This is a genomic window from Arthrobacter sp. zg-Y919, assembly GCF_030142045.1.
Lineage (GTDB): Bacteria > Actinomycetota > Actinomycetes > Actinomycetales > Micrococcaceae > Arthrobacter_B.
The window spans coordinates 2,744,079-2,770,547 of the sequence record NZ_CP126242.1; the positions used below are offsets into that span (position 1 = coordinate 2,744,079).

The 26,469-nt window shown below is 66.3% G+C and carries 22 protein-coding genes and 1 other RNA gene; 8 read left to right on the top strand and 15 right to left on the bottom strand.

Features of this window, described 5'->3' with window-relative positions; all coding sequences use genetic code 11:
* Positions 1–15: 15 nt before the first annotated feature.
* Positions 16–3,480 carry a proline dehydrogenase family protein gene (locus QNO10_RS12935; RefSeq protein WP_229946542.1) on the bottom strand — a complete coding sequence of 1,155 codons (3,465 nt, stop codon included), beginning with the start codon at positions 3,478–3,480 and terminating at the stop codon, positions 16–18.
* 133 nt (positions 3,481–3,613) lie between these two features.
* On the opposite strand from QNO10_RS12935, the gene QNO10_RS12940 reads away from it, so the two are divergent.
* Positions 3,614–4,510, top strand: a complete 897-nt coding sequence (locus QNO10_RS12940) for a LysR family transcriptional regulator (protein WP_229946539.1) — start codon at positions 3,614–3,616, stop codon at positions 4,508–4,510.
* 289 nt (positions 4,511–4,799) lie between these two features.
* Here the strand turns inward: QNO10_RS12940 and QNO10_RS12945 are convergent, their stop codons facing one another.
* The 5 genes from QNO10_RS12945 to QNO10_RS12965 form a co-directional block, all read right to left on the bottom strand.
* Entirely contained in the window at positions 4,800–5,594 is a 795-nt protein-coding gene (locus tag QNO10_RS12945) for a hypothetical protein (RefSeq protein WP_229946537.1), read from the bottom strand.
* Between the two features lie 708 nt (positions 5,595–6,302).
* The gene (locus tag QNO10_RS12950) at positions 6,303–7,232 is read right to left on the bottom strand and encodes a YsnF/AvaK domain-containing protein (protein WP_229946535.1); all 930 of its coding nucleotides are present in this window, start codon (positions 7,230–7,232) and stop codon (positions 6,303–6,305) included.
* Positions 7,233–7,453: 221 nt separating this feature from the next.
* Positions 7,454–9,142, bottom strand: coding sequence for a long-chain-fatty-acid--CoA ligase (locus QNO10_RS12955; protein ID WP_229946532.1), 1,689 nt, complete (start codon positions 9,140–9,142; stop codon positions 7,454–7,456).
* 83 nt (positions 9,143–9,225) lie between these two features.
* Positions 9,226–10,197 carry an ATP-grasp domain-containing protein gene (locus tag QNO10_RS12960; RefSeq protein ID WP_229946528.1) on the bottom strand — a complete coding sequence of 324 codons (972 nt, stop codon included), beginning with the start codon at positions 10,195–10,197 and terminating at the stop codon, positions 9,226–9,228.
* A 159-nt stretch (positions 10,198–10,356) separates the two neighbouring features.
* On the bottom strand, positions 10,357–11,109 hold the full coding sequence (locus QNO10_RS12965) for an SDR family NAD(P)-dependent oxidoreductase (protein WP_229946524.1): 753 nt from the start codon (positions 11,107–11,109) through the stop codon (positions 10,357–10,359).
* A 128-nt stretch (positions 11,110–11,237) separates the two neighbouring features.
* Between QNO10_RS12965 and QNO10_RS12970 the strand changes: the two genes are divergently transcribed.
* The 3 genes from QNO10_RS12970 to QNO10_RS12980 all read left to right on the top strand — a co-directional run bounded on the left by QNO10_RS12970 (position 11,238) and on the right by QNO10_RS12980 (position 14,240).
* A complete protein-coding gene (locus QNO10_RS12970; RefSeq protein WP_229946522.1) occupies positions 11,238–11,912 on the top strand; it encodes a phosphoribosyltransferase family protein in 675 nt (224 codons plus the stop codon).
* Between the two features lie 159 nt (positions 11,913–12,071).
* The gene (locus QNO10_RS12975; protein ID WP_229946518.1) at positions 12,072–12,668 is read left to right on the top strand and encodes an HdeD family acid-resistance protein; all 597 of its coding nucleotides are present in this window, start codon (positions 12,072–12,074) and stop codon (positions 12,666–12,668) included.
* A 285-nt stretch (positions 12,669–12,953) separates the two neighbouring features.
* Positions 12,954–14,240 carry an ammonium transporter gene (locus QNO10_RS12980; protein WP_229946515.1) on the top strand — a complete coding sequence of 429 codons (1,287 nt, stop codon included), beginning with the start codon at positions 12,954–12,956 and terminating at the stop codon, positions 14,238–14,240.
* Between the two features lie 84 nt (positions 14,241–14,324).
* Here QNO10_RS12980 and QNO10_RS12985 read toward each other — a convergent pair whose 3' ends face one another.
* Entirely contained in the window at positions 14,325–16,118 is a 1,794-nt protein-coding gene (locus QNO10_RS12985) for a thiamine pyrophosphate-requiring protein (RefSeq protein WP_229946512.1), read from the bottom strand.
* Between the two features lie 245 nt (positions 16,119–16,363).
* Here QNO10_RS12985 and QNO10_RS12990 point away from each other — a divergent pair, with 245 nt between their 5' ends.
* The 4 genes from QNO10_RS12990 to QNO10_RS13005 all read left to right on the top strand — a co-directional run bounded on the left by QNO10_RS12990 (position 16,364) and on the right by QNO10_RS13005 (position 20,122).
* Positions 16,364–16,897, top strand: coding sequence for a dihydrofolate reductase family protein (locus QNO10_RS12990; protein WP_229946510.1), 534 nt, complete (start codon positions 16,364–16,366; stop codon positions 16,895–16,897).
* Positions 16,898–17,117: 220 nt separating this feature from the next.
* Positions 17,118–17,933 (top strand): alpha/beta fold hydrolase, encoded by an 816-nt coding sequence (locus QNO10_RS12995; protein WP_229946507.1) that lies wholly within the window; start codon positions 17,118–17,120, stop codon positions 17,931–17,933.
* Positions 17,934–17,940: 7 nt separating this feature from the next.
* Entirely contained in the window at positions 17,941–19,503 is a 1,563-nt protein-coding gene (locus QNO10_RS13000; protein WP_229946504.1) for a PAS domain-containing sensor histidine kinase, read from the top strand.
* A 142-nt stretch (positions 19,504–19,645) separates the two neighbouring features.
* The gene (locus QNO10_RS13005; protein WP_229946502.1) at positions 19,646–20,122 is read left to right on the top strand and encodes a GtrA family protein; all 477 of its coding nucleotides are present in this window, start codon (positions 19,646–19,648) and stop codon (positions 20,120–20,122) included.
* 7 nt (positions 20,123–20,129) lie between these two features.
* Here the strand turns inward: QNO10_RS13005 and QNO10_RS13010 are convergent, their stop codons facing one another.
* The 8 genes from QNO10_RS13010 to QNO10_RS13045 form a co-directional block, all read right to left on the bottom strand.
* The gene (locus tag QNO10_RS13010) at positions 20,130–21,509 is read right to left on the bottom strand and encodes an NAD-dependent succinate-semialdehyde dehydrogenase (RefSeq protein WP_229946499.1); all 1,380 of its coding nucleotides are present in this window, start codon (positions 21,507–21,509) and stop codon (positions 20,130–20,132) included.
* A gap of 143 nt (positions 21,510–21,652) precedes the next feature.
* Positions 21,653–22,417 carry a trimeric intracellular cation channel family protein gene (locus QNO10_RS13015; RefSeq protein WP_229946497.1) on the bottom strand — a complete coding sequence of 255 codons (765 nt, stop codon included), beginning with the start codon at positions 22,415–22,417 and terminating at the stop codon, positions 21,653–21,655.
* A gap of 30 nt (positions 22,418–22,447) precedes the next feature.
* Positions 22,448–22,738: an Rv3202a family protein gene (locus QNO10_RS13020; RefSeq protein WP_229946494.1), complete on the bottom strand. Its 291-nt coding sequence runs from the start codon at positions 22,736–22,738 to the stop codon at positions 22,448–22,450.
* A 99-nt stretch (positions 22,739–22,837) separates the two neighbouring features.
* Complete coding sequence (locus tag QNO10_RS13025) at positions 22,838–23,887, bottom strand: glucose 1-dehydrogenase (RefSeq protein WP_229946492.1); 1,050 nt, start codon at positions 23,885–23,887, stop codon at positions 22,838–22,840.
* A gap of 240 nt (positions 23,888–24,127) precedes the next feature.
* Positions 24,128–24,497, bottom strand: a transfer-messenger RNA (tmRNA) gene (ssrA, locus tag QNO10_RS13030).
* 198 nt (positions 24,498–24,695) lie between these two features.
* Entirely contained in the window at positions 24,696–24,992 is a 297-nt protein-coding gene (locus tag QNO10_RS13035) for a hypothetical protein (protein WP_442860215.1), read from the bottom strand.
* 54 nt (positions 24,993–25,046) lie between these two features.
* Positions 25,047–25,379 carry a hypothetical protein gene (locus QNO10_RS13040; RefSeq protein WP_229946488.1) on the bottom strand — a complete coding sequence of 111 codons (333 nt, stop codon included), beginning with the start codon at positions 25,377–25,379 and terminating at the stop codon, positions 25,047–25,049.
* Positions 25,380–25,626: 247 nt separating this feature from the next.
* Entirely contained in the window at positions 25,627–26,361 is a 735-nt protein-coding gene (locus QNO10_RS13045; protein WP_229946486.1) for a hypothetical protein, read from the bottom strand.
* Between the last annotated feature and the right edge of the window lie 108 nt (positions 26,362–26,469).

Consider the following 26,469-nt stretch of genomic DNA (forward strand, 5'->3'; position numbering starts at 1 on the left):
ATGCCCGGGGAACGCCTAGATCAGCGCGTCCGAGAGGAAGTTCGGCGTTCCGAAGCGGTGGGCGGTGATGCTGACGGCCTGCTCGTGCAGGAACGGCAGCAGTTCCAGGCGGCCCGACTCGGTCACGGGCTGGGCGTAGACCGCAATGTCCGGGGTGCCTCCGGTGGCTTCGGCCAGTGCCTGCACAGACCCGCCAATCAGCCGGATACGTCCGGACGTGAGCGAGGCAGCGGAGGCCAGCCACGCGGCGTCGTCCTCCACCCGGAACTCAAGTCCAAGTTCGGTCAGTACGGCCCGAACCCCGGCGGGGAGGTCGACGGCGGTGGAGATGGTGACTGCCGATCCTGCGGTCAGTGCCGCGGCCAGGACCCTGACCAGCAGGGCTGCGGGCTGTCCCTCCGACAGCCGGACGGTGACGGGAACGGGCACGTACCGGAAGACGTTGCGTTCGGCGGAGAGGCCGGACACGTCCTTGGCGGTGCCGAATTCGCTGTTCCAGGCACGGATGTCGCGGTTCGCGGCGCGGCGGAGGAAGGCGCCGTCGTCGGCGGTGAACATCGCACCGGCCGATTCGGCGGCAGCGACAAGGCGTGCTGCCGGCGCGGCGGCGGGAAGCTCGGTGGCGGGAGCGGAGGTGCCGTTGACGGCTTCCCAGTTGCCCAGCCCGATCAGGTAGTTCGGGCCGCCGGCCTTGGTGCCGGCACCGACGGCGGACTTCTTCCAGCCGCCGAAGGGCTGGCGGCGGACGATGGCGCCGGTGATGCCGCGGTTCACGTACAGGTTGCCGGCCTGTATGCGGTTCAGCCAGACGTCCATTTCCGCGGGTTCGAGGGAATGCAGCCCGGCGGTCAGGCCGTAGTCAATGTCATTGGCGATATCGATGGCCTCTTCGAGGGTCGCGGCGGTCATCACGCCCAGGATCGGGCCGAAGTACTCGGTGAGGTGGTATTCGGAGCCGCGGCGGACACCGGTGCGGATGCCCGGGCTCCACAGCCGGCCGCTCTCGTCGAGCTGTTCAGGCTGCAGCAGCCAGGTTTCACCCTCGCCGAGTTCGGTGAGGCCCCGAAGCAGCTTGCCCGCGGCGGGTTCGATGACCGGACCCATCTGCGTAGTGGGATCCTCCGGGTAGCCGACCTTCAGCGACTGGACGGCATCCACCAGCTGGTTCCGGAAGCGCTGGGACTTCGCCACGGAGCCCACCAGGATCACGAGCGACGCGGCGGAGCACTTCTGCCCGGCATGCCCGAAGGCGGACGCGGCGACGTCGCGGGCGGCGAGGTCGAAGTCCGCGCTCGGGGTGACGATCACGGTGTTTTTGCCCGAGGTTTCGGCCAGCAGCAGCAGGTCGGGGCGGAAGGAGCGGAACAGTTCGGCGGTCTCGTAGCCTCCGGTCAGGATCACGCGGTCCACGGCCGGGTGGGAGATCAGCTGGCGGCCGAGTTCCGTTTCACCCAACTGCACGAGCTGCAGGACGTCGCGCGGAACGCCTGCTTCCCAGAGGGCTTCGACCATGACGGCCCCGCTTCGTGCGGACTGGCGGGCGGGCTTGATGACGACGGCGGACCCTGCGGCCAGGGCGGCGAGGGTCGAACCGGCCGGGATGGCAACCGGGAAGTTCCACGGCGGGGTGACCACGGTCAGGCGGGACGGCACGAAACGTGCACCCTCCACGGTGTCGAGTTCGCGGGCAAGCTCGGCGTAGTAATGCGCGAAGTCGATGGCCTCGGACACTTCGGGGTCCGACTGGTCCAGGGTCTTGCCGGTTTCGGCGGCCATGACCTCCATCAGCTCGGCCCGGCGTACCTCCAGCACTTCGCCGGCGCGGTGCAGGACCTCGGCGCGGTCGGCGCCGCTGAGTGCACCCCACGCCTTGCCCCTGGTGACCGCGGTGGTGATGACGGCGTCGAGCTCTGCTTCGGTTTCGACGGCGGCAGCTGCCACTGCGTCCTTGCCCAGCTTCGATCCGGGGACGCGGGACAGGATGGCCCGGCCCCAGGCCTGGTTGGCGGGCAGCGACGGGTCGCTGTCCGGGGTGTTGTCGAAGCTGTCCGTGACGGCGGCGACGGCGGGCAGGTTCCGGTCCTGCACGCGGTGCGGGGCGGGCACGGCGGTGTCCAGGTTTTCCAGCGAGGCCAGGAAGCGCAGCTTCTCGCGTTCGAACAGTGCCTCGTTGTCGGCCAGTTCGAAGACGGCGGACATGAAGTTCTCGGAGCTGGCGCCCTCCTCGAGGCGGCGGATCAGGTAGGCGATGGCGACGTCGAACTCCGCCGGGTGCACCACCGGGGTGTAGAGCAGCAGGCTGCCGACGTCGCGGCGCACCACCTCGGCCTGGCCGGCGGCCATGCCCAGCAGCATTTCGAATTCGATGCCGTCCCGCACTCCGCGTTCCCCGGCCAGCAGCCAGGCGAACGCGACGTCGAACAGGTTGTGTCCGGCGACGCCGATCCGCACGTTCTGAATGCGGTCCGGGTGCAGGGCGTAGTTGATGACGCGCTTGTAGTTGGTGTCGCTGTCCGCCTTGGTGTGCCAGGTGGCCAGCGGCCAGCCGTGCAGCGAGGCTTCGACCTGCTCCATCGGCAGGTTGGCGCCCTTGACCACGCGGACCTTGATGGCGGCACCGCCGTCGGCGCGGCGCCGGGCAGCGAATTCCTGCAGCCGCATCATGGCCGAGAGGGCGTCCGGGAGGTAGGCCTGGAGCACGATCCCGGCTTCCAGGTCCTGGAACTCGGGCTGCGAGAGGATGCCGGTGAAGACCGCCATGGTCATCTCCAGGTCCTTGTATTCCTCCATGTCCAGGTTGATGAACTTCTTCACCGGGGACTGCGCGGCGCGGCGGAAGAGCGGGGTCAGGGATTCGATGACGTGCTGCACGGCCTCGTCGAAGGCCCACGGGGAATGCGGGGCCACGGTGGAGGAAACCTTGATGGAGACGTAGTCGACGTCGTCGCGGGCCAGGAGGGCATGGGTGCCTTCCAGCCGGCGGGCTGCCTCGTGCTGGCCGAGGACCGCCTCGCCGAGGAGGTTCATGTTCAGCCGGATGTTGTCCTTGCGGATGCCGGCGATGGCCTTGCCCAGCTTGGCGTCGGTGGCGTCCACAATCAGGTGCCCGACCATTTCGCGCAGCACCTTCCGGGCTGCCGGAATGACGATCTGCGGAACCACCGGGCCGAGGATGCCGCCGGCACGCACGGCGGCGCGCATGTACCAGGGCAGGAAGCCGGGTACGCGGGGAGCCAGGGCTGCGAGGTTGCGGGCGGCGACGCGGAGATCTTCGGGGCGGACGACGCCGTCGACGAAGCCCACCGTGAACCCGAGGCCGTCCGGGTCCTTCAGGACTCCGGCCAGCTGGGCGGCGGAGGCATCCACGGGGACAGCAGCGGCTTCGGTCAGCCAGCGCCGGACGAGGGCGACGGACTGCTCCGCCAGCTCGGCGCTGGGAACGGCGTCGGCGGTGGCGCGGTCTTCAAAGATATCGGTCATGATGTGGTGCTCTTTTCACAAGTGGCTGTCCCCGGAGTACTGACCCAGTCTGCGCTTGATGTTCAATTAGATAAAGCGATCTTTTCCGACCGGTACAGATTGGTTTTCCTTAACGATTCGAAGGGCTCCCTGCATGCTCGATATCCGTCGCCTGCGGCTGCTGCGCGAACTCAAAATCCGGGGCACACTGGCCTCCGTCGCTGCGGCCCTCAACTTCAGCCCGTCCTCGGTGTCGCAGCAGCTGGCCCTGCTCGAAAAGGAAGTGGGAGTCCCGCTGCTGCGCAAGACCGGACGCCGGGTCACCCTCACTCCGCAGGCCGAGATCCTGGTGGATCATGCGGCCGGAATCCTGGACGCCCTGGAACGGGCCGAAGCGGATCTGGCCGAGTCCCTGACCACCGTGACGGGCACGGTCCGGCTGGCCGTTTTCCAGTCCGCGGCGCTGGCCCTGCTGCCGGACGCCCTGACGATCCTGGGCCGGGACTACCCCGAGGTGCGGATTGAAATGATCCAGCGTGAACCCGAAACGGCGCTGTATGAAACCTGGGCCCGGGATTTCGATCTGGTGATTGCCGAGCAGTACCCCGGCCATGCCGCGCCCCGGCATCCCGGGCTGGACAGGGTACAGCTCACCACGGACGCCATCCATCTGGCTGTGCCTTCCGGCGGGCAGGGCGGGGACATCCGTTCCATCGAGGACACCGCCTCCCGTGCCTGGGTGATGGAGCCCCGCGGTGCGGCGTCGCGGCACTGGGCCGAGCAGGCGTGCCGGCAGGCCGGGTTCGAACCGGATGTCCGCTACGAGACGGCCGACCTGCAGGCGCAGATCCGGCTGATCGAGTCGGGCAACGCCGTCGGCCTGATGCCGGAACTGGTGTGGACCGGCAGGGCTCCCACGGTCCGGCTCCTGGACCTGCCTGGCAGGCCGCGGCGGACCATCTTCACGTCGGTGCGGGAGGCAGGAGCCCAGCGGCCGGCCATTCTCGCGTGCCGGGAGGTGCTGGAGCGGACCGCGCGGCTGGTGTCCTAGGGCTGGTTTCCTGACGGCGTTCTCTGTCTGCGTTCTGGGGGTGGGATTCTGCGTTCCCGGGGTGGGATTCTGCTGACAGCGTTCCGCGATCCTGCTGCCGGTTCGGGGTTCTGCTGCCGGCGGTCCGAGATTCTGCTGCCAGTTCGGGATCCTGCAGCCAGTTCGGGGTTCTGCTGCCAGTTCGGGGTTCTGCTGCCAGTTAGGGGTTCTGCTGCCAGTTAGGGAAATTCCTCCACTGCAGCGTGGCAGGGATTTCCCAAACCGGCAGCGTTTTCCCATATCGGAGGGTTTACTGCGGTTCCTCAGCTCCCGGGTTTACTCCGGACCAGGTGGCGGCACCCCCCGAGTTGGGGAAGACGGTTGTCTTCATGGTGCGGTCCCCGGCCACCCCGGCCGGAACGTAGTACGCCGACAGGTCAGGAACGTTGGGGTCGTAAGGCGCATAAAGTCCCGGTGCGAGCGCAACCACCAGCCCGTCAACAAGCTTCCCGTCGAACCATGCGCCCACCCGGTAATCCACGGAGGCGACGTTGACGATCATGGGGTAGCCCGGGAACGATGCGCTGGCCTCGTCCGCCGTTGAGGAGGCAGGTGCAGCGGGTGCCGTCCCGGCGTCGGCCGCGGTCTCGTAGGGCGCGCACTGGATCAGGAGTTCCGAAACAGCGTCTCGCCAGGCAAAGATATCGAAGCCCGGGAAGGGACCGGGGCCCTCGGCCAGCGGTATGGCGCCGTCCATCGAGGCTGACAGGTCCTTGAGCAGGATGCCCATGCCCTCCGGGGCGCTGGCGGCGATATCTTGGACTTCCGCGTTAACGGTGCGGGCACTGTCGGCGGAGCCCTGGACGCTGAACGTTGTGTCGTTGTCTTTCACAAAGTAGATGGCTTGGTACAGGGGCCCGTTACCGCCGGTCCCGAGGAGCTTGAGACATGTTCCCTCCACCGAGTCCAGTGCCACCGTTTCGGCGGTTGCGGAAGGCTTCGCAGTTGCGGCAGCGGGAGCTGAAGCGTCCGGCTCCGCTGCTTCTGCGCTGCAGCCGGTGACGAACAGCAGGGCCAAGGCCGGTACGGCAGCAGTTTTGCGCATGGTTCCCCCAGGAATCGTAGACAGTGGCCCCACCCTAGCGCCTAAACCGGAGCGGCCGGGGTTTTTCGGTGCCGGGGCTCGGGTGTACAGCTAACGGGCTCATTCCCAACCGATGTCCGTTCGTAGTACAGCTGATGGGCTTATCGCCGCCGGATAAGCCCATCAGCTGTACTAGCAATGGTCCGCACGCCACGGCCGGGACCAAGGGCCAGTACCCGGGGTTGTGCCGACGGCCGCGCGCAGAAGGTCCCACGAAATGGTGCTGTTGTTACTGACGAGGTCCCACCAGTACCCGTATGCCCCAAAGGTTGGGACCCTGTGCTGGCCCTACTGAATAAGTGCTCCCAGCCCACGGCCGCGCGCACAAGGTCCCACGAAATGGTGCTGTTGTTACCGATGAGGTCCCACCAGCACCCGTATGCCCCAAAGGCTGGGACCCTGTGCTTGCCCTTCGATGCTGCGCCGTGCGGGACTGATCTACTGAGCAGCAAATGGGCTTATGGGCATCCCAAAACCCCGCTTTGTGCTCAGTAGATTCGGCCAGGGCCGGATTAGCCCCGTTATGTGCTCAGTAGATCCGCAAAACTCCCTTATCTGCTCACTAGATTCAGCCCCGGGAACCCGCACAAACAAGCCGCACAGCAGAACGGCGGACCCCGGAAACCCGGGACCCGCCGTCGTGCCTAGTGCGTCGTGCGCGCTGAAGAGTTAGGAGCCGGACCCCGACCCCGAGGACCCTGACCCCGACCCCGACCCCGAAGACCCCGAACCGCCCGACTTCTTCCCGTGGGAGGAGGAGTCGTTGACGTCCGTGTCGATCTGCTCCTTGCGGACCTCCTCGGAGACGCTCTCGGTGCCTGTCACCGTTTCGGTATCCAGGCGGACGCGTTCCACCGGCTCGGTGTGCTTGGACACCACTGCTTCTTCGGCGTGCAGCGTCACCTCGTGCTCGTCCTCAGTGAGCTCGGAGCCGGACAGTGCGTCCCCGGCATTGGCGTCCGTGATGGGTTCACGCTCGATCCGCACCTCTTCGTGACTGACCGGAACCTGCTTGGTGACGGTCTCCGTCACGATGTATTTGCGCAGCCGGGCCTTGCCCACCGCACGGCTCTCGGTGCCCACGTTCAGGCGCTCCTCGGACCGGGTCATGGCGTCATCTCCGCTGGATCCCGAACCGGAGGACGAGGAAAGGTTGGACGTGCCCGAACTGGTGGACGTGCCGGCGGTCCGCGAATCCGACACCGTGCCGCTGCTCAGGTCGCTGTCCCGCGTCTCGGTAATCGTGTCGGTTTCCGAAATCGATTCCGAAGAACCGTCGTCGTAGCTGAAGCCGTAATACCGGTACAGCGTGACTTCCTCTTCCGGGCTGATCGATCCGTCGCTTTCGATATGCGGCGCGTTCCGAACCTCTTCCTTGGAGTAAGGCACCATGACGTCGGCGCCGTCAACGCTCGCCTCACTGAGGGGGATAAAGGTCTCCGACGTGCCGAAGAGGCCGGTGTTCACAGTGACCCATGCCGGTTCGTCGGTCTGGTCATCCAGGTAGAAGGTGCCTACGGAACCAATTGTGTCGCCGTTCGGCCCCACCACGTTGCCCGAACCACTCATGAGTCCTTCGACCTGCTGATTCGTGATCATCTTGTTCTCCTCGCGACAGCGAATCCGCCGGATCGGTTGACCGGCGGCGATTCACCACAGGCCCGGTTCGGAGACAGACGACAAGACGGTCGGTTACCCGCCTACGGCTCCGGGGCCGGCTGGTTGACTGGTGAGGAACCTGGCATACATACCAAGCCCACTTATCATTCCAGCCCCCCACCGGGAGACCCGTCAATAGGTACTTGCAGCGAGGAGGTGAACTACGCGTCCTGCAGCAGTGTGTCCCGCACCTGGCGGCGCAGGACCTTGCCCAGCATGGACTTGGGCAGTTCCTCAATGGCGACAATCCGGCGCGGCACCTTGTAGGGCGTCAGACGTTCCCGGCAGTAGGCGCGCAGCGCGGCCTCAACGAGTTCGGCACCTTCCTGGAGTACGACGGCGGCCACCACCTGCTCGCCGCCGTCGGCCCTCGGCAGGCCCACCACCGCGGCGTCGAGAATGTGCTGGTGCGTGCGCAGCACGTCCTCCACCTCGGACGGGGAAACGTTGAACCCGCCGGTGATGATCAGTTCCTTGCGGCGGTCCACCACCTTCACGAAGCCGTCCTCATCCACAGTGACAATGTCGCCGGTACGAAGCCAGCCGCCGTCGAGCAGCACCTCGGCGGTACCCTCGGGGTTGTTCCAGTACCCGGCAAAGACCTGCGGTCCGCGGACCAGCAGTTCGCCGGCGGCGCCGGGCTCGACGTCGTTCTCCGGGCTCTCCGGATCCACGACGCGCATCTCGGTGCTCGGGAACGGAACACCGATGGTGCCGTTGCGGCGCGTCTCGGCGAAGGGGTTGCCCAGGGCCACCGGGGAGGATTCGGTCAGGCCGTAGCCTTCCACCAGCAGGCCGCCGGAGACCTCTTCCCACAGCTTCACGGTCGCGGCCGGCAGGGTCATGGCCCCGGAAATGGCGTACCGGATGGTGGACAGGTCCACGCCCCGCTTGATGGACTCGTGCGCGGTCTTTTCGTAGATCGGCGGAACGGCGCAGAAGACGGTGGGCTTCGACTTCTTGGCGGCGGCCAGCACCAGGTCCACGTCGAACTTGGGGAACAGGACCAGCCGCGATCCGGTGAGGACCGAGAAGGTCAGGTACAGGGTGAGGCCGAAGGCGTGGAACATCGGCAGGACACCGTAAATGACTTCCTTGCCCTCCTGCGCGCCGTGCATCCAGGCCTTGCCCTGCAGGGCGTTGGACCGCAGGTTGTAATGCGTCAGCATCACGCCCTTGGGCAGCCCGGTGGTGCCGGAGGTGTACTGCAGCGCCGCCAGGTCGGTGACCGCCGGGCGCGGGTGCTCCGGCGCCAGGGGTGCGTTGTCCAGCAGCTCTTCCCAGGACATGGTGTGTTCGGTCTTGGTGGTCAGGCCCTCGCGGGTGCGCCGCAGGGAGGGAACCGGAAGGGCGAGCGCCATCCGTTTAACCCGGGGCATCGCCTTGACGATGTTCACGGCCACGATGGTTTCCACGGCCACGTCGCCCGGGAAGTCCTGGACCTTCGCCACGGCCTTGTCCCAGACTATGGCGACCTTGGCGCCGTGGTTCTCGAACTGGTGGCGCAGCTCCCGCTCTGTGTAGAGCGGGTTGTGGCCGACGACGACGGCCCCCAGCCGGAGCACGGCGTAGAACGCGATCAGGTACTGCGGGCAGTTGGGCAGGATGACAGCCACCCGGTGGCCCTTGCGGACGCCGAGTTTGCGTAGGCCTTCAGCAGCCCGGCGAATCCGGTCGCCCAGGTCCTTGTAGGTGGTTTCGGCGCCGAAGAATTCCAGTGCCACCTTGCTGCCGAACCGGTCCACGGCGTCTTCCATCATGGAGGTGAGGGATTCGGTGGGCAGCTCAATCTGCGCGGGAACGCCGGGCTGGTAGTTCTTGACCCAATGCGGTTCCAGGGCAGCGGACATGGAGGTCTCCTTCGGGTTGGGCTTTACAGCACGACTATATCGACGCGGCAGCCCTGTGGATAAAAAAGTTGTGCCGCACCACGCTATCCCACGGGTGCTGTCAGGGAGGCGAGATACCGGGCGAGCGCGCGGGGCGCGGACCGCGGCGCCACGGCTTCGACGGCGGCGTTGTAGTTGGTGTTGGTGTTGACGTCGTACGTAAGCAGGCGGCCGTCGGCGGCTTCGATGAATTCAATACCGCACACCTCCAGGCCGGTGCGGCGGGCAAACTCCAGGTACTTGCCGATCACGGGATGGTCGAAGTCCCCGCGCAGGCTGAACAGCTGGGTGTCGGCATCCGGGGCAATGGTGGCACCCGGCGGCATGATGGGTTTGCCGGTGGACGGGTCGATGGCGCAGGCATCGGCCGGGCAGAGCTGAAACCCGCCGCGGGCCGTATCCGCCTTGATGGCGTAGATGAACTCCCCGCCCACGATTTCCGCCCGGGTGATGAAGGGTTCCGCTGCCTGGATGTACTCCTGGATCAGGGTGATGCCGTCCGCCGGCTCCTCGAACTCCGCCGATGCCACGTAGTCCGCCAGTTCCCCGTGCGAGTCGAACTTGCGGACCCCCAGCCCCTTGCCGCCCTGGTTGTGCTTGGTGATGAACGGTGCCTCGAAGTCCTTCGCTGCGGCCAGGATCTGGTGGCGCCCGACGGCGGCGACGGTGCGCGGAGTGTCGATGCCGGCGGCCCGCAGCGCGGTCAGCTGGTCGACCTTGCTCATTTCCAGTTCCAGCACCCGGCGGCCGTTGACCGTGCGCCGGCCGTGCGCTTCGAGCCAGGACAGCACCGCGCGGGCGTAGTCCTTGGACAGGCCGTGGTCCCGGGTGTGCGAGGAAGCGCTGATCCGCGACCAGAAAATCCCCTCCGGCGGCACCGAATCCAGGTCCAGGACGCCGTCGGTCAGCAGCCATTCCTCCACATGTACACCTTCGGCTTCGAAGGCGCGGGCAAAGGGCGGGAACCACTCCGGGTTCTCGTGAAGGGCATAGACCGTGGGGGTGCCGGTGCTCATGGGGCTCACTTTCGCCGGTGTCGTCGTCGGACCCGGGATGGGCCGGCGGTGCACAGCAACCCTAGGCCCGACGGCGGGGCACCGCCAGCTCCCGTGACGCCCGACGTCGGCCGCTCCCCTGCCGCGCCCAACCCGCCGGCCTGAGGTCAACCAACGTACTTACCGCCCGCGGCCCGCCAACCGGGCGACCAGCGCCTGCGGGGCCCGGCTGCCCACGGCCGCGAGGAACCGGTACCGCTTGGTCGGAATGGAGATGCCCTTGCCCGCGAAGGCATCCGCCAGGGCTTCGCGCACCACGCGGTCCGCGTTCAGCCACATCCACTTGGGGTACAGGCTCTTGTCCATTTCCATCCGGGCATGGAAGTCCGTGTGCACAAAGCCCGGGCAGACAGCTGTGACGGTGACGCCGCGGCCCTTGTAGTAGAGGTTGGCCCAGCGGCTGAAGCTGATCACCCAGGCCTTTGCCGCACTGTAGGTTCCCCTCGGGATGAAGCCGGCCACGGAGGCGACATTGATGATCCGTCCGCCGCCGTTAGACAGCATGGCGTTCAGTGCGGTGTGGCTCAGCTGCAGCGGCGCCCCCACCAACACGTTCAGGTGGTCCACCTCCGCCTGCAGCCCGTTGCGGGCAAAATCATTCTTCAGCCCGTATCCGGCATTGTTCACCAGGAGTCCGACGTCGGGCCGCTGCACCCGGCGGGCGACGGCGGCAACTCCCTCCGAGGTCGCAAGATCGGCGGCGATCCACTCGGTCTTGACGGAGTAGGCCCGCGCCAGTTCCGCTGCGGTGGATTCCAGCCGCTCGGTGTTCCGTCCGGTGAGGACCAGGCTGTAGCCGCGCTGTGCCAGCTGGCGGGCAAACTCGGCCCCAATACCGGAGGTGGCCCCTGTGATTACTGCTGTCTGAGTCATACCGCCACTTTTCTATGCCGCGCCGGGTTTGGCAACGCGAGCGGTTGCGCTGCCTCTTGCCGGTGCCCGCAGCGGACCCTAGCTTGGGAAGAACACGCTGTATTCCCCCACCCGATCCGGTCATTCCCATGTTTTCCGCCTCTGTTCCGTCCCCCGGCTGGCAGGACCGTACCGACGCCGGACGGGCGCTCGCCGCCCGGCTGGCCGGCTACGCGGGCGCCCCGGGCCTGGTGGTCCTGGGCCTTCCCCGCGGCGGGGTTCCGGTGGCCGCGGAGGTGGCCCGCGCCCTGGCCGCACCGCTGGATGTGGTGGTGGTGCGCAAGATCGGCTATCCGGAACAGCCTGAGCTCGCTGCGGGGGCGGTGGCGGGCATTGCGGGAACGGTCTGCGTGGTCCGCAACGAGGATGTGCTCCGGTACTGGCGCAGCCGCCGTTCCGATGCCGAGGCCCGGTTCGCGGCCGCCGCCGAGGACCAGCTCGCCGAAGTCCGGCGCCGGGAGGAACTCTTCCGGCCGGACGCACCGGCGCGGAGCATTACCGGCGGTACGGTCCTCCTGGTGGATGACGGACTGGCCACCGGAGCGACCATGCGGGCGGCGTTGGGTGCCGTCCGGAAACTGGCTCCCGCCCGCCTGGCCGCTGCCGCACCGGTGGCGTGCGGCAATGCGGCGGACCTCCTGGCCCCGCCGGCGGACGACGTCGTTGTTCTCTGGCCGGACAGCGGGCTGGAGGCCGTGGGGCTGGCCTACCGCCGCTTCGGCCAGGTTTCCGACGCCCAGGTCCGCGGACTGCTGGGACTGTAAGCCGGCCGCGGCCAGAGGCTCATGCCAGCCGCAGCGATCCGGTCCGGGCCACGCCCGATCCGCGGCCGGTCCCTAGAGAAGCCGGGTGCCTGCGGCCGATACTGGAGGGACCGGCGCTCCGCCGGGGCCGATGGGGGAATCTCCTTGGAGGTCTTGAGAATGTCCGCATCAGGCAGCACTTTCCATCAAGAGGGCGGGTTCGCGCTGGACGCCCTGAACCTGGCCAAGTCCGCCGTCCGCGGCATCCGCCTCGGCCTGGGTATCACCGGACTGGTCTCCGTGGTCCTGGGGCTGCTGATCCTGTTCTGGCCGGGAGCGACGCTCGAGGTCCTCGCCGTCCTCTTCGGCCTGTATTTCGTTATCGCCGGCGCTGTCCGCATCCTCCTCGGCGTCTTCACCGGGCTGGGCGCAGGATTGAAAATCCTGAATATCCTGGTGGGGCTGGCCCTGCTGGTGGTGGGGGTTATTGCTGTCCGCAACCCCATGGAAACCCTCACGGCCCTGGGACTGGTGATCGGGATCGCCTGGATTGTGGAGGGTGTGATGGCCCTGGCCGAGTCCGACCGCGGCGGGTCCCGCTGGTTCGCGATTGTCCTGGCCGTCCTGAGCATCCTCGCGGGGATCGTCGTGCTGTTTATCCCGCTCGAATCCCTCGCGGTCCTGGTGATTTACGGCGGCATTTTCCTGGTGGTCCTGGGCGCCATCCAGATTGTCCGCGCATTTGCCTTTGGACGCGGCATGCCCCGGACCGCCTAGTCTTCCGTTCTTCCCCGCCCGACGGCGGACCCCTCCGACGGCGGCCCTCCCCTGATAGCGCTGCCCTGGATACCGCGTCCAGAAACCTCCCAGCCGGCGTCCAGCCTGCGTTAACGCAGCGATAACCTGCAGGCGCTCCCGGACGAAACATCCCGCCCGCACCCTTAAAGCAGCACCTCGTGCAGTGCGGTGCCGGTCAGCCTCGGGGGGCTGGTCCGTCCATATTCTCCGTCCGGCTGCATCGGCAGAGGCAGAAACGGGCGCAACCCGAACGGGAGTACCTCCATGGACTCTGGAAACACGGCCTGGCTGCTCGCCAGTTCCGCATTGGTCTGCCTGATGATCCCCGGGATCGCCTTCTTCTACGGCGGCATGGTGGGCTCACGGCGGATCCTGAACATGATGATGATGTGCTTCGGCGGGGCCAGCCTCGTGGCCGTCCTGTGGGTGTTTTACGGCTACTCCGCAGCCTTCGGCGACTCGCTGGGCGGCTTGGGCCTGCTCGGCAGCCCCACTGAGTATCTCGGCCTGTCCGCCCTCCTGACGGAAGACCCCGAAGCGTCCATCCCGTTGGCTCTGTTCGCGGCCTTCCAGCTGATGTTCGCCTGCGTGACCACGGCCCTGGTGGCCGGGTCCGCCGCCGGCCGGATGAAGTTCGGCGCCTGGATGGTCTTCGCGGGCCTCTGGGCAACGCTCGTCTATTTCCCGGTGGCGCACTGGGTCTTCGCCTTCGACAGCGCAGACGGCACCGTCGTCGGCGGATGGATCGCCAATCAGCTGGGCGCAATCGACTTCGCCGGCGGCACCGCGGTGCACCTGAATGCCGGCGTCGCCGCCCTGGCCCTGGCGCTGGTCCTGGGCCGGAGCAAGGGCTGGCCCCACTCGCACGGCCAGCCGCACAGCCGGCCCTTGATCCTCCTGGGAGCGAGCCTGCTGTGGATCGGCTGGTACGGCTTCAACGCCGGCTCGGCCCTGAGCGCCGGACACTCCGCCGCCGTCGTCTTCCTCAACACCGCCGTGGCCGCGGCAGCCGGCCTGCTGGGCTGGGCGCTGATGGAACGCCTGCGGTTGGGCCGTTCCTCGAGCCTGGGCGCGGCATCGGGGCTGATTGCCGCATTGGTGGCCATCACCCCGGCCTGTGGAGCGGTAAGCCCGCTGGGCGCCGTCGCCATCGGTGCGATTGCCGGGCTGGTCTGCTCGCTGGCCATTGAACTGAAGTTCCGTCTCGGGTTTGATGACTCGCTGGATGTCGTGGCGGTACACGCCGTCGGCGGCCTGCTGGGCACCCTCCTGATCGGCCTGTTCGCCACCGAGGCAGCACCCAACGGGGTGAGCGGACTGTTCTACGGCGGCGGGTTCTCCCTGCTGGGCATCCAGGCCCTCGCCTGCGGCGCCGTCCTGGTCTACTCCTTCGTGGTGACCTGGCTGATTGCCAAGGTACTGCAGCTGACCATCGGGCTGCGTATCCCGGAAGAGAGCGAGCTGAAGGGCATCGACCTGATGGCGCACTCCGAATCGGCGTACCTGAATGACGAGGAACCCGTGGAACTCGGTGCACCGACCCGCACTTAGCCGGGGCGCCGAAAGGAGGAACGGGTGTATCCCTCGTGGGGTACACCCGTTCCGGCATGCCGGGGCCCCTCCCCCGACGGGGAATCAGAGATCCCGGTACAGGCCCTCTTCCTGTGCCAGATAGACATCCAGCAGCTGGCGCGAATGCTCCCCCGCCGCCCCTTCCTGCGCCAGCCCGGCCTTCATGGTTTCGGCCTGGGCTGCGCCGCTGGGGAACGGCGGCAGCAGGGGCACCGCGGGATCGGTGACCACCTCGATCAGGAACGGCCGCTTGGCGGCGAGCGCCACGTCCCAGGCCTCGCCCAGCAGCTCCGGATCCTCGATCCGGATGGCTTCCAGCCCCAGCAGCTTGGCGTACTCGGCGTATTTGAAGTCCGGCAGCGACTGGCTGTCCTCGAACCGCGGATCGCCCTCCATCTCGCGCTGCTCCCAGGTGACCTCCGCCAGTTCGCGGTTGTTGAGCACACAGATTACAAACCGCGGATCTTCCCACTTCTGCCAGAGCCGGCTGAGGGTGATCATTTCGGTCACCCCTGCCATCTGCATGGCGCCGTCACCGGAGAGCGCCACCACCGGCCGGTCCGGGTACGCGAGCTTCGCGGCCAGGCCGTACGGCACGGAGCAGCCCATGCTGGCCAGCGTGCTGGAAAGGTGGGCAGGTACACCCTCCGGAAGATGCAGCTGCCGTGCGTACCAATACACGGAACTGCCGACGTCGACCGCCACCTGGGCATTGCCCGGCAGGCGCAGATTCAGCTCGTACACCACGCGTTCCGGGTTGACCGGATCGGCGGGTGTCATGGCCCGCACCCGGGCCAGCTCGTGCCAGCGGCGGACGCTTTCCTCGATCTGCCCCCGCCATGCGGCGTCGGGGCGGGCTTCCAGCAGCGGGATCAGGGCGTCCAGGGTGGCTGCGGCGTCTCCCGTGATGCCTACTTCCACCGGGTAGCGGTTGCCGACCGCGGAAGCATCCCGGTCAATCTGCACGCCCCGGGCAGTGCCCGGCTTCGGATAGAACTCGGTCCACGGGTCGCTGGATCCGATGATGAGCAGGGTGTCACAGTTGTCCATCACGTACCCGGCGGAGCTGGTCCCCAGGTGCCCCATGGTTCCGGCGGCGAGCGGCAGGGTCTCATCCACATACGGTTTGCCGAGCAGGCTGGTGGTGATGCCCGCACCGATCTTCTCCGCCAGCGCGGCGACCTGGGCGCGGGCATCGCGTGCACCCTGCCCCACCAGCAGGGCCACCCGCTGCCCGGAGTTGATCAGGTCCGCGGCCGCCCGGATATCCGCTTCGGCCGGTGAGGTGCGCGCGGGGCTGAACACGGGAACGGTATTGAGGATGCCGTGTTCCTGTTCGAGTTCCGGTGCAGGGGCCTGCTGCACGTCATGCGGGATGATGACGACGGCGGGAGTGCCCGTGGCCAGTGCCTTCTTGAACGCGCGGTCGAGCACCAGCGGAACCTGTTCAGGAGAATTGATCTGCTGCCGGAACGCCGAGGCAACGTCCCGGGTCAGGTTCATCAGGTCCACTTCCTGCATATAGGAGGACCCCAGCACGCTGCGGGACTGCTGGCCCACTATGGCCACCACGGGCGCCCCGTCCAGCCGGGCGTCATACAACCCGTTGAGCAGGTGGATGGCGCCCGGCCCCTGGGTGGACATCACCACACCCACCCCGCCGGTGTACTTGGCATGTCCCACAGCCATGAAGGCGGCGTTTTCCTCGTGCCGGACCTGGATGAACTCGGGATCACCGCTGCGGCGCATCGCGCCCAGGACGGTGTTGATGCCGTCCCCGCTGTAGCCGAACACCCGGTCCACGTTCCAGGCCTGCAGGCGTTCGACAATCAGATCCGCTACGAGCCGCTCGCTCATATTCTTTTCCTTCCGCGCTGTTCCACCGGGCTGGTCCGGCGCAACACCGGCCGGCGGATAAATAGTCAGGCTGCTTATGGTCCACCGTCTATCAACCTATCCCAGATACGTCCCCCGACGCCTCCGCAATACATGATTTCCCTGCCCGGGGCGGGCGGACTATTGCGCAGGTATTCCGTCCCGCGAAGAACAGGTTTGGAACCCGCCACTGACAACCGGCATGTGGGCCCCGCTATCCTCATCCCATGCCCAAGGTCATCTATTACGTCGCGTCTTCCCTGGACGGTTTTATTGCCACCGAGGACAACCGGCTGGACTGGCTGCTCCACTTCGGCTTTGAGGCCTTCCAGGAGCATTACAACCGGTTTATGGCCGACGTCGGCGCCGTAGTGATGGGCGCGGAAACCTACCGCTGGCTCCGGGCGGAGGAGCCGGATACCTGGGAGTACGCCCAGCCATGCTGGGTGCTCAGCCACGGGGAGGAATCCGCACCGCCGGCGGGGGATGTCCGCTTCGCCGCCGGTGATGTGCGGGAAGTCTTCCAGGACGCGCGGAACGCTGCCGGTGAGGGCAACATCTGGGTGGTGGGCGGCGGGAATGTGGCGGCGCAGTTTGCGGAGGCGGGCCTGCTGGATGAACTGTGGGTGACCTACATGCCGGTTGCCCTGGGCAGTGGGCGGCGGCTGCTGCCCGTGTCCGGCCCCACCTCCCCCATGCGGCTTATTGCCAGCACGCAGTTCGACGGCGGCGCCGCCGAACTCCGTTATGCAGTGGGCTGATCATCAAGGCACCTGGTGGCACTTTCTTCGCGGGAAATGCGGCTATTGGTATAACCGCCTTTTCCCGTGCACTTTCTTCCTATTCCCTCCGGACCGCCACGGACATTCCAACCGCACCCCGGCTGGCCGTTTTAGGAGTCCCGGCCCTGTAAGGTTTGCTGTGACTCCGCTTATGGCATTGGGGCAAGGCGCATAAGAAGAAAAGCAGGCACACAGGCAAATGAAGACTGATATCCGCACCCGGAACAATGTTCGGGTTCTGGGACGAGCAGATGGACCCGTACTGCTTTTTGCCCACGGTTTCGGCTGCGACCAGGGCATGTGGTCGCGGGTGCTGCCGCGCTTCACCGACGAGTACAAAGTGGTGCTTTTCGACCATGTTGGTGCCGGCGGTTCCGATCTGGATGCCTACACCCCTGCCAAGTACGCCACCCTGGACGGCTACGTCGCCGATGTCCTCGAACTGTGCGACGAACTCGACCTGCAGGATGTCACCTTCATCGGCCACAGCGTCAGCGCCATGATGGCCATCGCCGCCGGAGCCGCCGCACCGGAGCGCTTTGCCCGGCTCATCCTGGTGGCACCGTCCCCCAGCTACATGGACTATCCCGAAGACGGCTACGAAGGCGGTTTCAGCCGGGCCGATCTGGACGACTTGCTCGAATCCCTGGACACCAACTATTTGGTCTGGGCTGCCAATATGGCGCCGGCGATCATGGGTGCCCCCGACGATCCTGCCCTGGGGGAAGAGCTCCAGGGCAGTTTCTGCCGGGTCAACCCGTCCATTGCCCGACAGTTCGCCCGCGTCGCCTTCCTGACGGACGTCAGGAGCCTGCTCCCGCAGGTAGCCGTCCCCGCCCTCATCATGCAGGCATCGGCGGACCTGTTGGCTCCGGAGCACGTTGGCCGGTACCTGCAGGAGCACATCCCGCAGAGCACGCTCGTGCCGATGAAGGCCACCGGCCATCTCCCCCACGTCAGTGCACCGGGAGAAACCGCGGACCTCATCCTCGCCTACCTGCAGCACTCAGAGTAGACGCGCCATGGACCTGGATTTCCGGCTTGATTACCGTGCCCTGTCCGAATCGGCTCCGGCGGGCTATTTCATCACCCTGACGGACGGTACGGTGGTGAACGCCAACGGCACCGCCCAGAGGTGGATAGGCAAGACGCTGGACGAAGTCCGCGGTACCAGCCTGTTGAAGCTGCTGCCCGTGGGAGACCGGATTGTCTACACCACCCATGCCATGCCGCAGCTGGAACTGAACGAGGAGTTCGCCGAACTCGCCGTCGACCTCCTGGGTCCCGAGGGCCAGCGGATCCCGGTGCTGCTCTCCGCCACCCGCTCCCCCGCCTCCGACGGGCGGCCCGCCCTCGACCAGGTGGTGGCGTTCTACGCGCACGAACGCCGGCTGTATGAACGGGACCTCATCTCCGCCCTGCGCACCGCCGAGGACGCCGAAGCCGCACGGGCGGAAGCCGAAGCCAGCCTTACCGCCCAGGCCGCGGTGCTGCAGGAAAAGGACGTGGTGCTGCAGGCATCGCTGATGGAAAGCCTCCGCAAGGAGTCCATGCTCGAAACCATCCTGAACACCATCCGCGTGGGTGTGGCGGTCATCGACGAGGACGGCCGGCGCATCCTCACCAACTCGCGCCAGCGTCTCCACGAGCGTCTCGCCGCGCCCTCCTTCACCCACCGTCCCACCGAAGCCGAGATGCAGATTTTCGGTCCGGACCGCATTACGCCGATCCCCGTGGACCAGCGCCCCGTGCAGCGGGCAGCCTCGGGCCAGTCCTTCTCCGACCAGCTCGTCTGGTACGGCAACGGTGAGGAGCAGAAGGCGCTGAGCGTCTCGGCCCGGTCCGTCAAGGGCGACGACGACGCCTTCCGCGGCTCCGTGATTGCCTACAGTGATGTCACGGGACTGGTGAATGCCGTGGCCGCGAAGGACGATTTCGTGGCCAATGTGTCCCATGAACTGCGCACACCGCTGACCTCGATCATGGGCTATCTGGAACTGGCCCTGGATGAGGAAGACGCCATCCCGTCCCATGTGGCCTCTTCGCTGAAGGTGGCACAGCGGAATTCGGAGAAGCTCCTGCACCTGGTCTCGGATCTGCTGACCGCCGCGGCCGGGTCCGCCAACATCCAGCAGGAAGTCACCGACCTCAGCGAACTGGTCCGCGCCGGCATCACCTCCGCCGCCCCTCGCGCCGAAATCAACTCGGTGGATATCGTTGCCAAGGTTCCCGAAACCCTGCCGGCCATGGTGGACCCCAAGCGCATTTCCCAGGTGCTGGACAACCTGCTGTCCAACGCCGTCAAGTACTCGCCCGACGGCGGACAGGTGACGGTCAGTGCCTGGCGCACCGACGCCGGTTCCACCGTCCTTCAGGTAGCGGACTCAGGCATCGGCATGACCGAGGCCGAGCAGGCGGAAGTCTTCACCAAGTTCTTCCGCTCCGGCACCGCGCGCCGGGCCCAGATCCCCGGCGTCGGGCTTGGGCTGGTCATCACCAAGCGCATCGTGGAGGAGCACGGCGGCACCATCGCCATGGCGAGCGAGGCCGGCAAGGGCACCGTCTTTACCGTAACCCTGCCCTGACCGGACTTGCATTCCTCCCGATTTTGCGGCCATTTAGGCGCTATGTAATCATCCGAAAGGTAAAAGTCCCAGCCCGCATACACGCAGCGGGCAAGGGCAGGGAACGGCGTCCCGCAGCAGCGGGTTGAATGGATTGTCGGCAATGGCAGAAACCAGCAGGATGCACAGGGTGGTCAGCCGACTGGGCTCGTTTTCCGCCGTCGGCGCCGTCGCCTTCGTGGTGGACGTCGGCCTGTTTAATCTTCTCTCCGCCACGCTGATTCAAGACAGCCCCATCCTGGCCAAGACCGTCTCCGTCCTGGCGGCCACCACCGTCTCCTGGCTGGGCAGCCGGTACCTGACGTTCCGGAAGCTGCGGACCCGCAGCATCCGCAGCGAATCCCTGCTTTTCGCCCTGACGAACCTGGTGGGCCTGCTCATCTCCACGGGCTGCCTGTACATCTCGCACTATGTGCTGGGTTTCGACAGCCACTTTGCGGACAACGTTTCGGGCAACATTGTCGGCATCGCCCTGGGCAACATCTTCCGCTATTTCGCGTACCGGTATGTGGTGTTCAACGGACCCAGCAGCCGCGCGGAGCAACCGGAGGAAGAACCGGAGAGCGCCCGCGCGGCCTAGGGAAGCGTTACTGCTTCCGCGGGGTGCGGATCAGCTTCTTGTTGACGAACTCGGCCATGCCGAAGCGTCCCAGTTCCCGGCCGACGCCGGAGCGCTTGACGCCGCCGAAGGGCAGGTCCTCCTGTGTGCCGGATGTGCCGTTGATCCAGACCATGCCGCTTTCGAGCCGGTCAGCCACGTCCAAGGCCCGGTCTTCGTCGGTGCTGAACACCGCTCCGCCGAGGCCGAACGGGGAGTTGTTGGCCAGTTCAATGGCCTCTTCCTCGCTGGCAACCTTGTAGATGACGGCGGCGGGGCCGAACAGCTCTTCGGAGAAGGCCCGCATTTCGGGCGTGACGCCGGTCAGGACGGTCGGCTGGACGTAGGCGCCCGGTCCGTCGATCAGGCTGCCGCCCGTGTGCAGGGTGGCGCCCTTGTCCACGGCGTCGCGGATCTGCTCCACCAGGCCGTCTGCGGCCGCCTGCGTGGAGAGCGGTCCGAACCGGGTCTCCGGCTGCAGCGGATCGCCCGGCTCAATAGCGGACATCCGGGCGGTGAACTTCTCCACGAAATCGTCGTAGAGGTCTTCCATCACGATGAAGCGCTTGGCGGCGTTGCAGGCCTGCCCGCCGTTGCCCATCCGGCCGGCGACGGCGGCCTTGACCGTGGCGTCGAGGTCTTCGGTGTCCAGGACGATGAACGGATCGCTGCCGCCGAGTTCCAGCACGTACTTCTTCAGGTTCCGGCCGGCCACCTCGGCCACGGCGGATCCTGCCCGCTCGCTGCCGGTGAGGGACACGCCCTGGATCCGCGGGTCGGCGATGATGTCCGCGGCCTGCTCATTGGTGGCAAAGAGGTTGACGTAGGCACCCTCCGGCACACCGGCGTCGGCGAAAATCTGTGCCATTGCCAGGGCGGACTGCGGGCAGTTGTTCGCGTGCTTGAGCAGGACGGTGTTGCCCAGCATCAGGTTCGGGCCGGCAAAGCGGGCCACCTGGTAGTACGGGTAGTTCCACGGCATGATGCCCAGCAGGGCGCCGACGGGCTCCGTGCGGACAACGGCGTTGCCGCCGCCCTTCACATCCAGCTGCTCATCGGCCATGAAGCCGGGGCCCTGGGTGGCGTAGTACTCGTAGATGTTGGCGGAGAGGGCTACCTCGTTTTTCGCCTCGCGCAGCGGCTTGCCCATTTCCAGGGCGATCAGCTTGGCGAGCTCCTCGGCGCGCTCCCGGTACAGTTCCGCAACGCGGGTAATGACCTTGGTGCGGTTCTCCACGGGCTCGTTCCGCCAGCTGGCGAAGGCTCCGTGTGCTGCGGTGACGGCCTGGTTGATTTCGGCGTCGGTGGATTCAGCGAATTCCTGAAGGGTTTCTCCGGTGGCTGGATTTACGCTCTTGTAAGCACTCATATTGGCCACGCTACTCCCGCAAATCGAGTCTGCAAAAGGCTGGAATTCCGGGACTAAATCCGCGTCGGGGCTTGTTGAACGGCAGCGGCGGGCCACCGCCGAACGGCGGAGATTAACGGCACACAGAGACCGGTTGCCGTCCGTCAGCGACGCAGGCGCGCTTTCCAGAATCGAGGACGCGGCCAGCCCTGCGCCGGGCTCCGGCGGTCCTCGGTGCGGGGGCGCCGGCTGAGCCGGACACTGAATTCCCCGGGTCCGGGCAGCCGCCACCCACGCCGGCGGGCCACCGTGCACAGCACGGCACAGGTGCCGATGGCCACGCCCATGCCCACGTTCTGCAGGCCCAGATCGTAGAGGATGGCCATTTCGACGGCGGCCACCAGGGCGCCCGTGGCGTACAGCGTGTTGCCGCCGAAGATGGCGGGCACCCGGCCCACCACGATGTCACGGATCATCCCGCCGCCCACCGCGGTGACGACGCCGATCAGGATGGCCGGCAGCCAGTCCAGCCCCAACCCCAGCGCCTTGGCGGTGCCGGTGGCAGCCCAGCAGCCCAGCGCGAATGCATCAATCACGATGAGGAACCGGTTGGCCCACTTACCCTTGAGCTCAATGGCATAGGCAATGAAGGCCCCGGCAATGGCGGTGAAGAGATAGGCGGGGTTGGTCAGCGCGACGGGCGGACCGGCCTGCAGCAAGGTATCGCGCAGCACGCCGCCGCCCAGCGCCGAGGTCAGCGCCAGAACCAGGAACCCCACCGGGTCCATCCGCAGCTGCCGCGCCACGGCTCCGCCAAGGACGCCGTTGGCCAGCACACCGGCGAGGTCGACGACGTCGAATACCGCCCCCGGGTCGAAAAGGTCCACGCCGCTCCTGCTGTTTCCGTCGCCGGTTCTGCCGGGGTCCATTCTACGTGGCTGCGGGCCCGGAAAGCGGGGTCAGCCCTCGTCCCCCGGCGGATAGTCGTCGTCGTTTCCCGGGACGGCCGTGTTCTGCTCCAGGATGTCGGCCTCGGATCCGTCGGGGTGGACCGCACCCTCGGGCCCGGCGTCCCCTGCACCCGGCACGGCGGGAATGTCCTGCTCAATGCCGTCCGCCTCGGAACCATCGCGGTGGATCTCCCCGGCTGGGCCGGCATCACCGGCACCGGGAACCGCAGGCAGTGACTGCTCCGCCCGGTCCGCATCCGAACCGCTGGGAATTACCGGTTGATCAGCGTCCTTGCGCATGTGCATGCCTCCAATGCGGGTTGCCGTTACCGCCGCGGGCGGCTTGGGTCTCTTCTGTCTATCACCGAAGCCGCCCGGTAGAAATAGCCTGCGGAACGGTTAGGCGTCCCGCAGGTCCAGCACTACCTTGATATCGCCGTCGTGGTCCTCGAAAGCCTGTGCATAGTCGGCCAGCGCAACGCGGCGGGAGATCAACTGCTCGAGCCACCGGGAATCGCTCTTGGCCAGGGCCGCGGCAGCCTTGAGGTAGTGGCGGCGGTTGGCATTGACGGTGCCGAAGACCACGCGGTTGTCCATCACCAGGTCCAGGTTCAATTGGCCCAGATCCACCGGCTGCTCACCGCCGGGCTCGGAAACGCCGGTGAGGCAGGTGACCGAGTTCTTGGCGCCGTGGTGCAGGACGTCGTTAATCACCGTGGGCACGCCGGTGCATTCAATGATGATGTCCGGCTTGATGCCGGATTCCGGAAGGGTGTCGGTGTGGAACACGGCGCCAAGTTCCTTGGTCAGCTTCTCCTTGGGCCCGTCCTCTTCCAGATCGAAGACATGCACTTCGAGTCCGCGCTGCACACCGAGCAGCGCGGCAAGCAGGCCCACGGGGCCGGCGCCGGTGACCGCGACAACGCCTGGCCGGAAGTAGGCACGGCCGCCGATCCGGTCGATCTGTTCCCAGGCCTTGGCCAGGATGGTGGCAGGTTCCAGCAGCACTCCTACGCGTTCCAGCGACGGTTCGAGCTTCACCATGTCCTCGGGGTCGCCGCGCCAGTATTCGCGCGCGAAGCCGTCGAGCCCCTCGATGCCGTGCTCGGTATAGGTGCCGGTCAGGCACATGTCCCACTCACCGGCCGCACAGGCCCGGCAGTTTTCGGCACAGGGGCGGCGGACAATGCCCACCACCAGATCGCCGGCGGCAAGCTCGGAATCCTCCGGCGCCTCGACCACGCGGCCCAGATTCTCATGTCCCATCACCAGGTAGTCCCGGTCCGCAGGTGCCGTGCCGAATTCGGCCGCAATAACCTCACGGTCCGTGGCGCACAGTCCCACTGCGAGCGTCTCCACCAGCACGCTGCCTTCGGCGGCTTCCGGCTCCGGAAGATTCCGCAGTTCGAGCGAGTCCTTCTGTCCGGGGGTAATCGTCAGTGCCTGCATGTGTTTCCCTTCCCGCGTACCAAGGCTGCTTGCCCGTCTGTATCCCAGATTAGCGCCGCCGGGCCCCGGTCAAGCAGGGGCGCCCGCCGGTGCGGCGCAAACCGGCGGGGAGAAGCCGCTGGAGCCAGGCGTTACGGAAATGGGTCCGGAAGGACTGGGTTCCGTGTCCGGGGCTTCCGTGTCCAGGAAATTCCGGGCCTGGAAACAACGAAGGCCCACCCCGGGGGCAGGCCTTCAAAGTGGTGGAGATGGGGGGAATCGAACCCCCGTCCGGTGTTGTTTTGTCAGGGCTTCTCCGGGCGCAGTATGCGTCGGATTTTCTCGGCCCCAGCCATCTTGCATACAGGTGGCTGTTCCAGGCCCAGCCGTCAAAATGTCCCGAACACCCCGACGGCGGGAGTGTTCAGCAGTGGCCCTCTAAACGACGCCAGGATCCGGAGCGAGAGCAACTCCGGGCTGACGGACTACTCCGGCTACTTAGGCAGCGAGAGCGAAGTCAGTGCGCATAGGTTTGGCACTTATTGTTTTGCAGAGAGCGTTAACGAGATAACTCTGCGTTCTCGGCCCGCTTCCCCTGGCTCAACAAACATCGTCGAAACCGATCATCCCCGTATTGAGTTACCAATCAAGCGGCAGCAGCCGGTGATCCGGCCCCTGCATCACGGCCCTGCTCAGGCCGTTCAGTAGATACAACGACCCGTTTCCGCAGATCATTCCCGGCTGCTGCGGCGTTTTGCTTCCGCGCGTGCGGCGGCTCCGAAGCCAGCTTTTCCCACCGCGGAACCGCTGCACGCCTTCGCGGCTGGCCCTAGCGGCGGCGGCCGAAAATCAGCGAAGCTGCGGCCACGGCACCGGTGACGGTGTACACGGCAGGCCAGGCACCCATCTTCTTGGCCAGCGGGTGGGACAGACCGAACGCGGCCACGTAGCCGGCGGTCAGTGCCGCGGCGGTGCCCGTTCCGGCGTCGCGCTTCCAGAGGGCAAACGCACCGGCGCCTGCGGCTGCGAGTACGGCGCCGCCCAGCTGGCGGTTGCCGGTGTCACGGGCGGTCTTGTAGCCGCCGATCAGGCCGGCTGTGGTGATCAAAGGGGTCAGCAGTGACAACGGTTTCTCCTCAGATAGATGACAGTCCCAGCTTATGCCGGGGCCGGCTGGCCGCTACCCGCTGAACCCGCCGTCGGACTTGTAGGTGAGAGTGGCAGTGGGGCCACTGAACCGGTCATCACTTTCGCTCCATCCCGATAGTTCGTAGCCACCGTCCGCAAACCCGGTAAAGCCGACGAGGACTTCGGGGTCCCAGTAGCTGCCGTCCGTGACGAAGGCAATGTGGTTGAAGCCGTCCGTCTCCCAGTCACCCAGAACCCCGTTCTCGGCAAGGAAGCGGTCGATCCTTCCGATGAGGTACTGCAGGTGCGCATAAACACGGTTGCCTTCAAGGTCCGCCGTCTGAATGGGTCCAGCTGCATAGGGGTCTGAACCCGACGGTGGCATAAAAGCGTCCAGCTCAGAGAGCGTAGCTTCGCCTGACTCCAGGCCGGACAATTCTCCGTCCACCCCACCTGCCGGTCCCGTTGCCCCACTGGTGCCGGGGGAAGGAAGGCTCTGGTTATCGCTGGCCGCGTTTTCTGGAGCCGACCGGCCCCCATCAGAACATGACACCACTGCACCCGACCCCATTAGCAGCGCAACGGCCATCAATGTGACCCGCTGATTCATCTTGGTTCTTACAGGCATGGTGCTACCGCACAATGCTTGGGTTGGCTGTGTATTCGATGAAATAGATCGGGACATTTCCGTGTCCCTCATGCCCCTGTTCCAACCACCAGGCCGCTGTCCCTTCGACCCGGACGAACGTTTCCCCGTCGCCGTGCTTGGGCTCCTCCTCCAGGAATGCCTCCCACTGTTCGTCGGTGGTATTGGCCTGGCTTCGTGAGATCTCCCGCGCCACCTCTTCGGAGACCCGATAATTCACCCACCATTCAGTGTCCAGCACTGTGTAGTAACCCTCATCGCGTTGGCTCCAGCTGGCATCACCGAAGCTGATGTCGGCATCGGCGATGCGGGGTTTGCCATCGTGGATCAGTGTTGATTCCCGGGCTGATCCGAAGAGGTTTCCCTCGCCCAGGACGCCCCACTGGTCCTGCCCTCCAAGTTCTCCGTTCAGCCACGACAGCGTCGTCGGAGAGGAGGAAAGCTTGCCTTCGGCCAGGGCAGCGGCCTTCCATGCATTGAAATCCTCCGCGCCGCCTTCCAGTGCTGCGGAGTCGAGCCAGTCATTAAAGAAGTATCTGGTGATCGTTGCCCGCTCTCTGATGGGGTGGTACGTCGAGAGCGGCATAGTTGGATCGTCCCGGTTGGGAATGTCAACAGAACCACTGCCCGCGGCTTCGAGGACGGAGTTGATGTAGTCGTCGCTGACGCGGATCGACGCGTACTTTCCAGTCGGCGTTTCGACTTCACCGTCGATTTCCAATTTCTCGGAATGGCTCGGACCAGAAACGGCCTCATATGCAGACTTCATCTCCGCACAGCCCGATAGTGCGAGGACAACTGCGGCACCTGCCAGCAGAGTCACGGATTT

Coding starts and splice junctions, on each gene's coding strand:
- QNO10_RS12955 (WP_229946532.1), bottom strand. CDS start 9,142: ATGTCCGCTGCCCTGGAACCGCATTGGGTCAAGAACTACCAGCCCGGC.
- QNO10_RS12990 (WP_229946510.1), top strand. CDS start 16,364: ATGCCCAAGGTCATCTATTACGTCGCGTCTTCCCTGGACGGTTTTATT.
- QNO10_RS12970 (WP_229946522.1), top strand. CDS start 11,238: ATGTTTTCCGCCTCTGTTCCGTCCCCCGGCTGGCAGGACCGTACCGAC.
- QNO10_RS13040 (WP_229946488.1), bottom strand. CDS start 25,379: ATGCCACCGTCGGGTTCAGACCCCTATGCAGCTGGACCCATTCAGACG.
- QNO10_RS12985 (WP_229946512.1), bottom strand. CDS start 16,118: ATGAGCGAGCGGCTCGTAGCGGATCTGATTGTCGAACGCCTGCAGGCC.
- QNO10_RS12960 (WP_229946528.1), bottom strand. CDS start 10,197: ATGAGCACCGGCACCCCCACGGTCTATGCCCTTCACGAGAACCCGGAG.
- QNO10_RS12975 (WP_229946518.1), top strand. CDS start 12,072: ATGTCCGCATCAGGCAGCACTTTCCATCAAGAGGGCGGGTTCGCGCTG.
- QNO10_RS13025 (WP_229946492.1), bottom strand. CDS start 23,887: ATGCAGGCACTGACGATTACCCCCGGACAGAAGGACTCGCTCGAACTG.
- QNO10_RS12940 (WP_229946539.1), top strand. CDS start 3,614: ATGCTCGATATCCGTCGCCTGCGGCTGCTGCGCGAACTCAAAATCCGG.
- QNO10_RS12950 (WP_229946535.1), bottom strand. CDS start 7,232: ATGATCACGAATCAGCAGGTCGAAGGACTCATGAGTGGTTCGGGCAAC.
- QNO10_RS13000 (WP_229946504.1), top strand. CDS start 17,941: ATGGACCTGGATTTCCGGCTTGATTACCGTGCCCTGTCCGAATCGGCT.
- QNO10_RS13015 (WP_229946497.1), bottom strand. CDS start 22,417: ATGGACCCCGGCAGAACCGGCGACGGAAACAGCAGGAGCGGCGTGGAC.
- QNO10_RS12995 (WP_229946507.1), top strand. CDS start 17,118: ATGAAGACTGATATCCGCACCCGGAACAATGTTCGGGTTCTGGGACGA.
- QNO10_RS13005 (WP_229946502.1), top strand. CDS start 19,646: ATGGCAGAAACCAGCAGGATGCACAGGGTGGTCAGCCGACTGGGCTCG.
- QNO10_RS12965 (WP_229946524.1), bottom strand. CDS start 11,109: ATGACTCAGACAGCAGTAATCACAGGGGCCACCTCCGGTATTGGGGCC.
- QNO10_RS12945 (WP_229946537.1), bottom strand. CDS start 5,594: ATGCGCAAAACTGCTGCCGTACCGGCCTTGGCCCTGCTGTTCGTCACC.
- QNO10_RS13010 (WP_229946499.1), bottom strand. CDS start 21,509: ATGAGTGCTTACAAGAGCGTAAATCCAGCCACCGGAGAAACCCTTCAG.
- QNO10_RS13020 (WP_229946494.1), bottom strand. CDS start 22,738: ATGCGCAAGGACGCTGATCAACCGGTAATTCCCAGCGGTTCGGATGCG.
- QNO10_RS12980 (WP_229946515.1), top strand. CDS start 12,954: ATGGACTCTGGAAACACGGCCTGGCTGCTCGCCAGTTCCGCATTGGTC.
- QNO10_RS12935 (WP_229946542.1), bottom strand. CDS start 3,480: ATGACCGATATCTTTGAAGACCGCGCCACCGCCGACGCCGTTCCCAGC.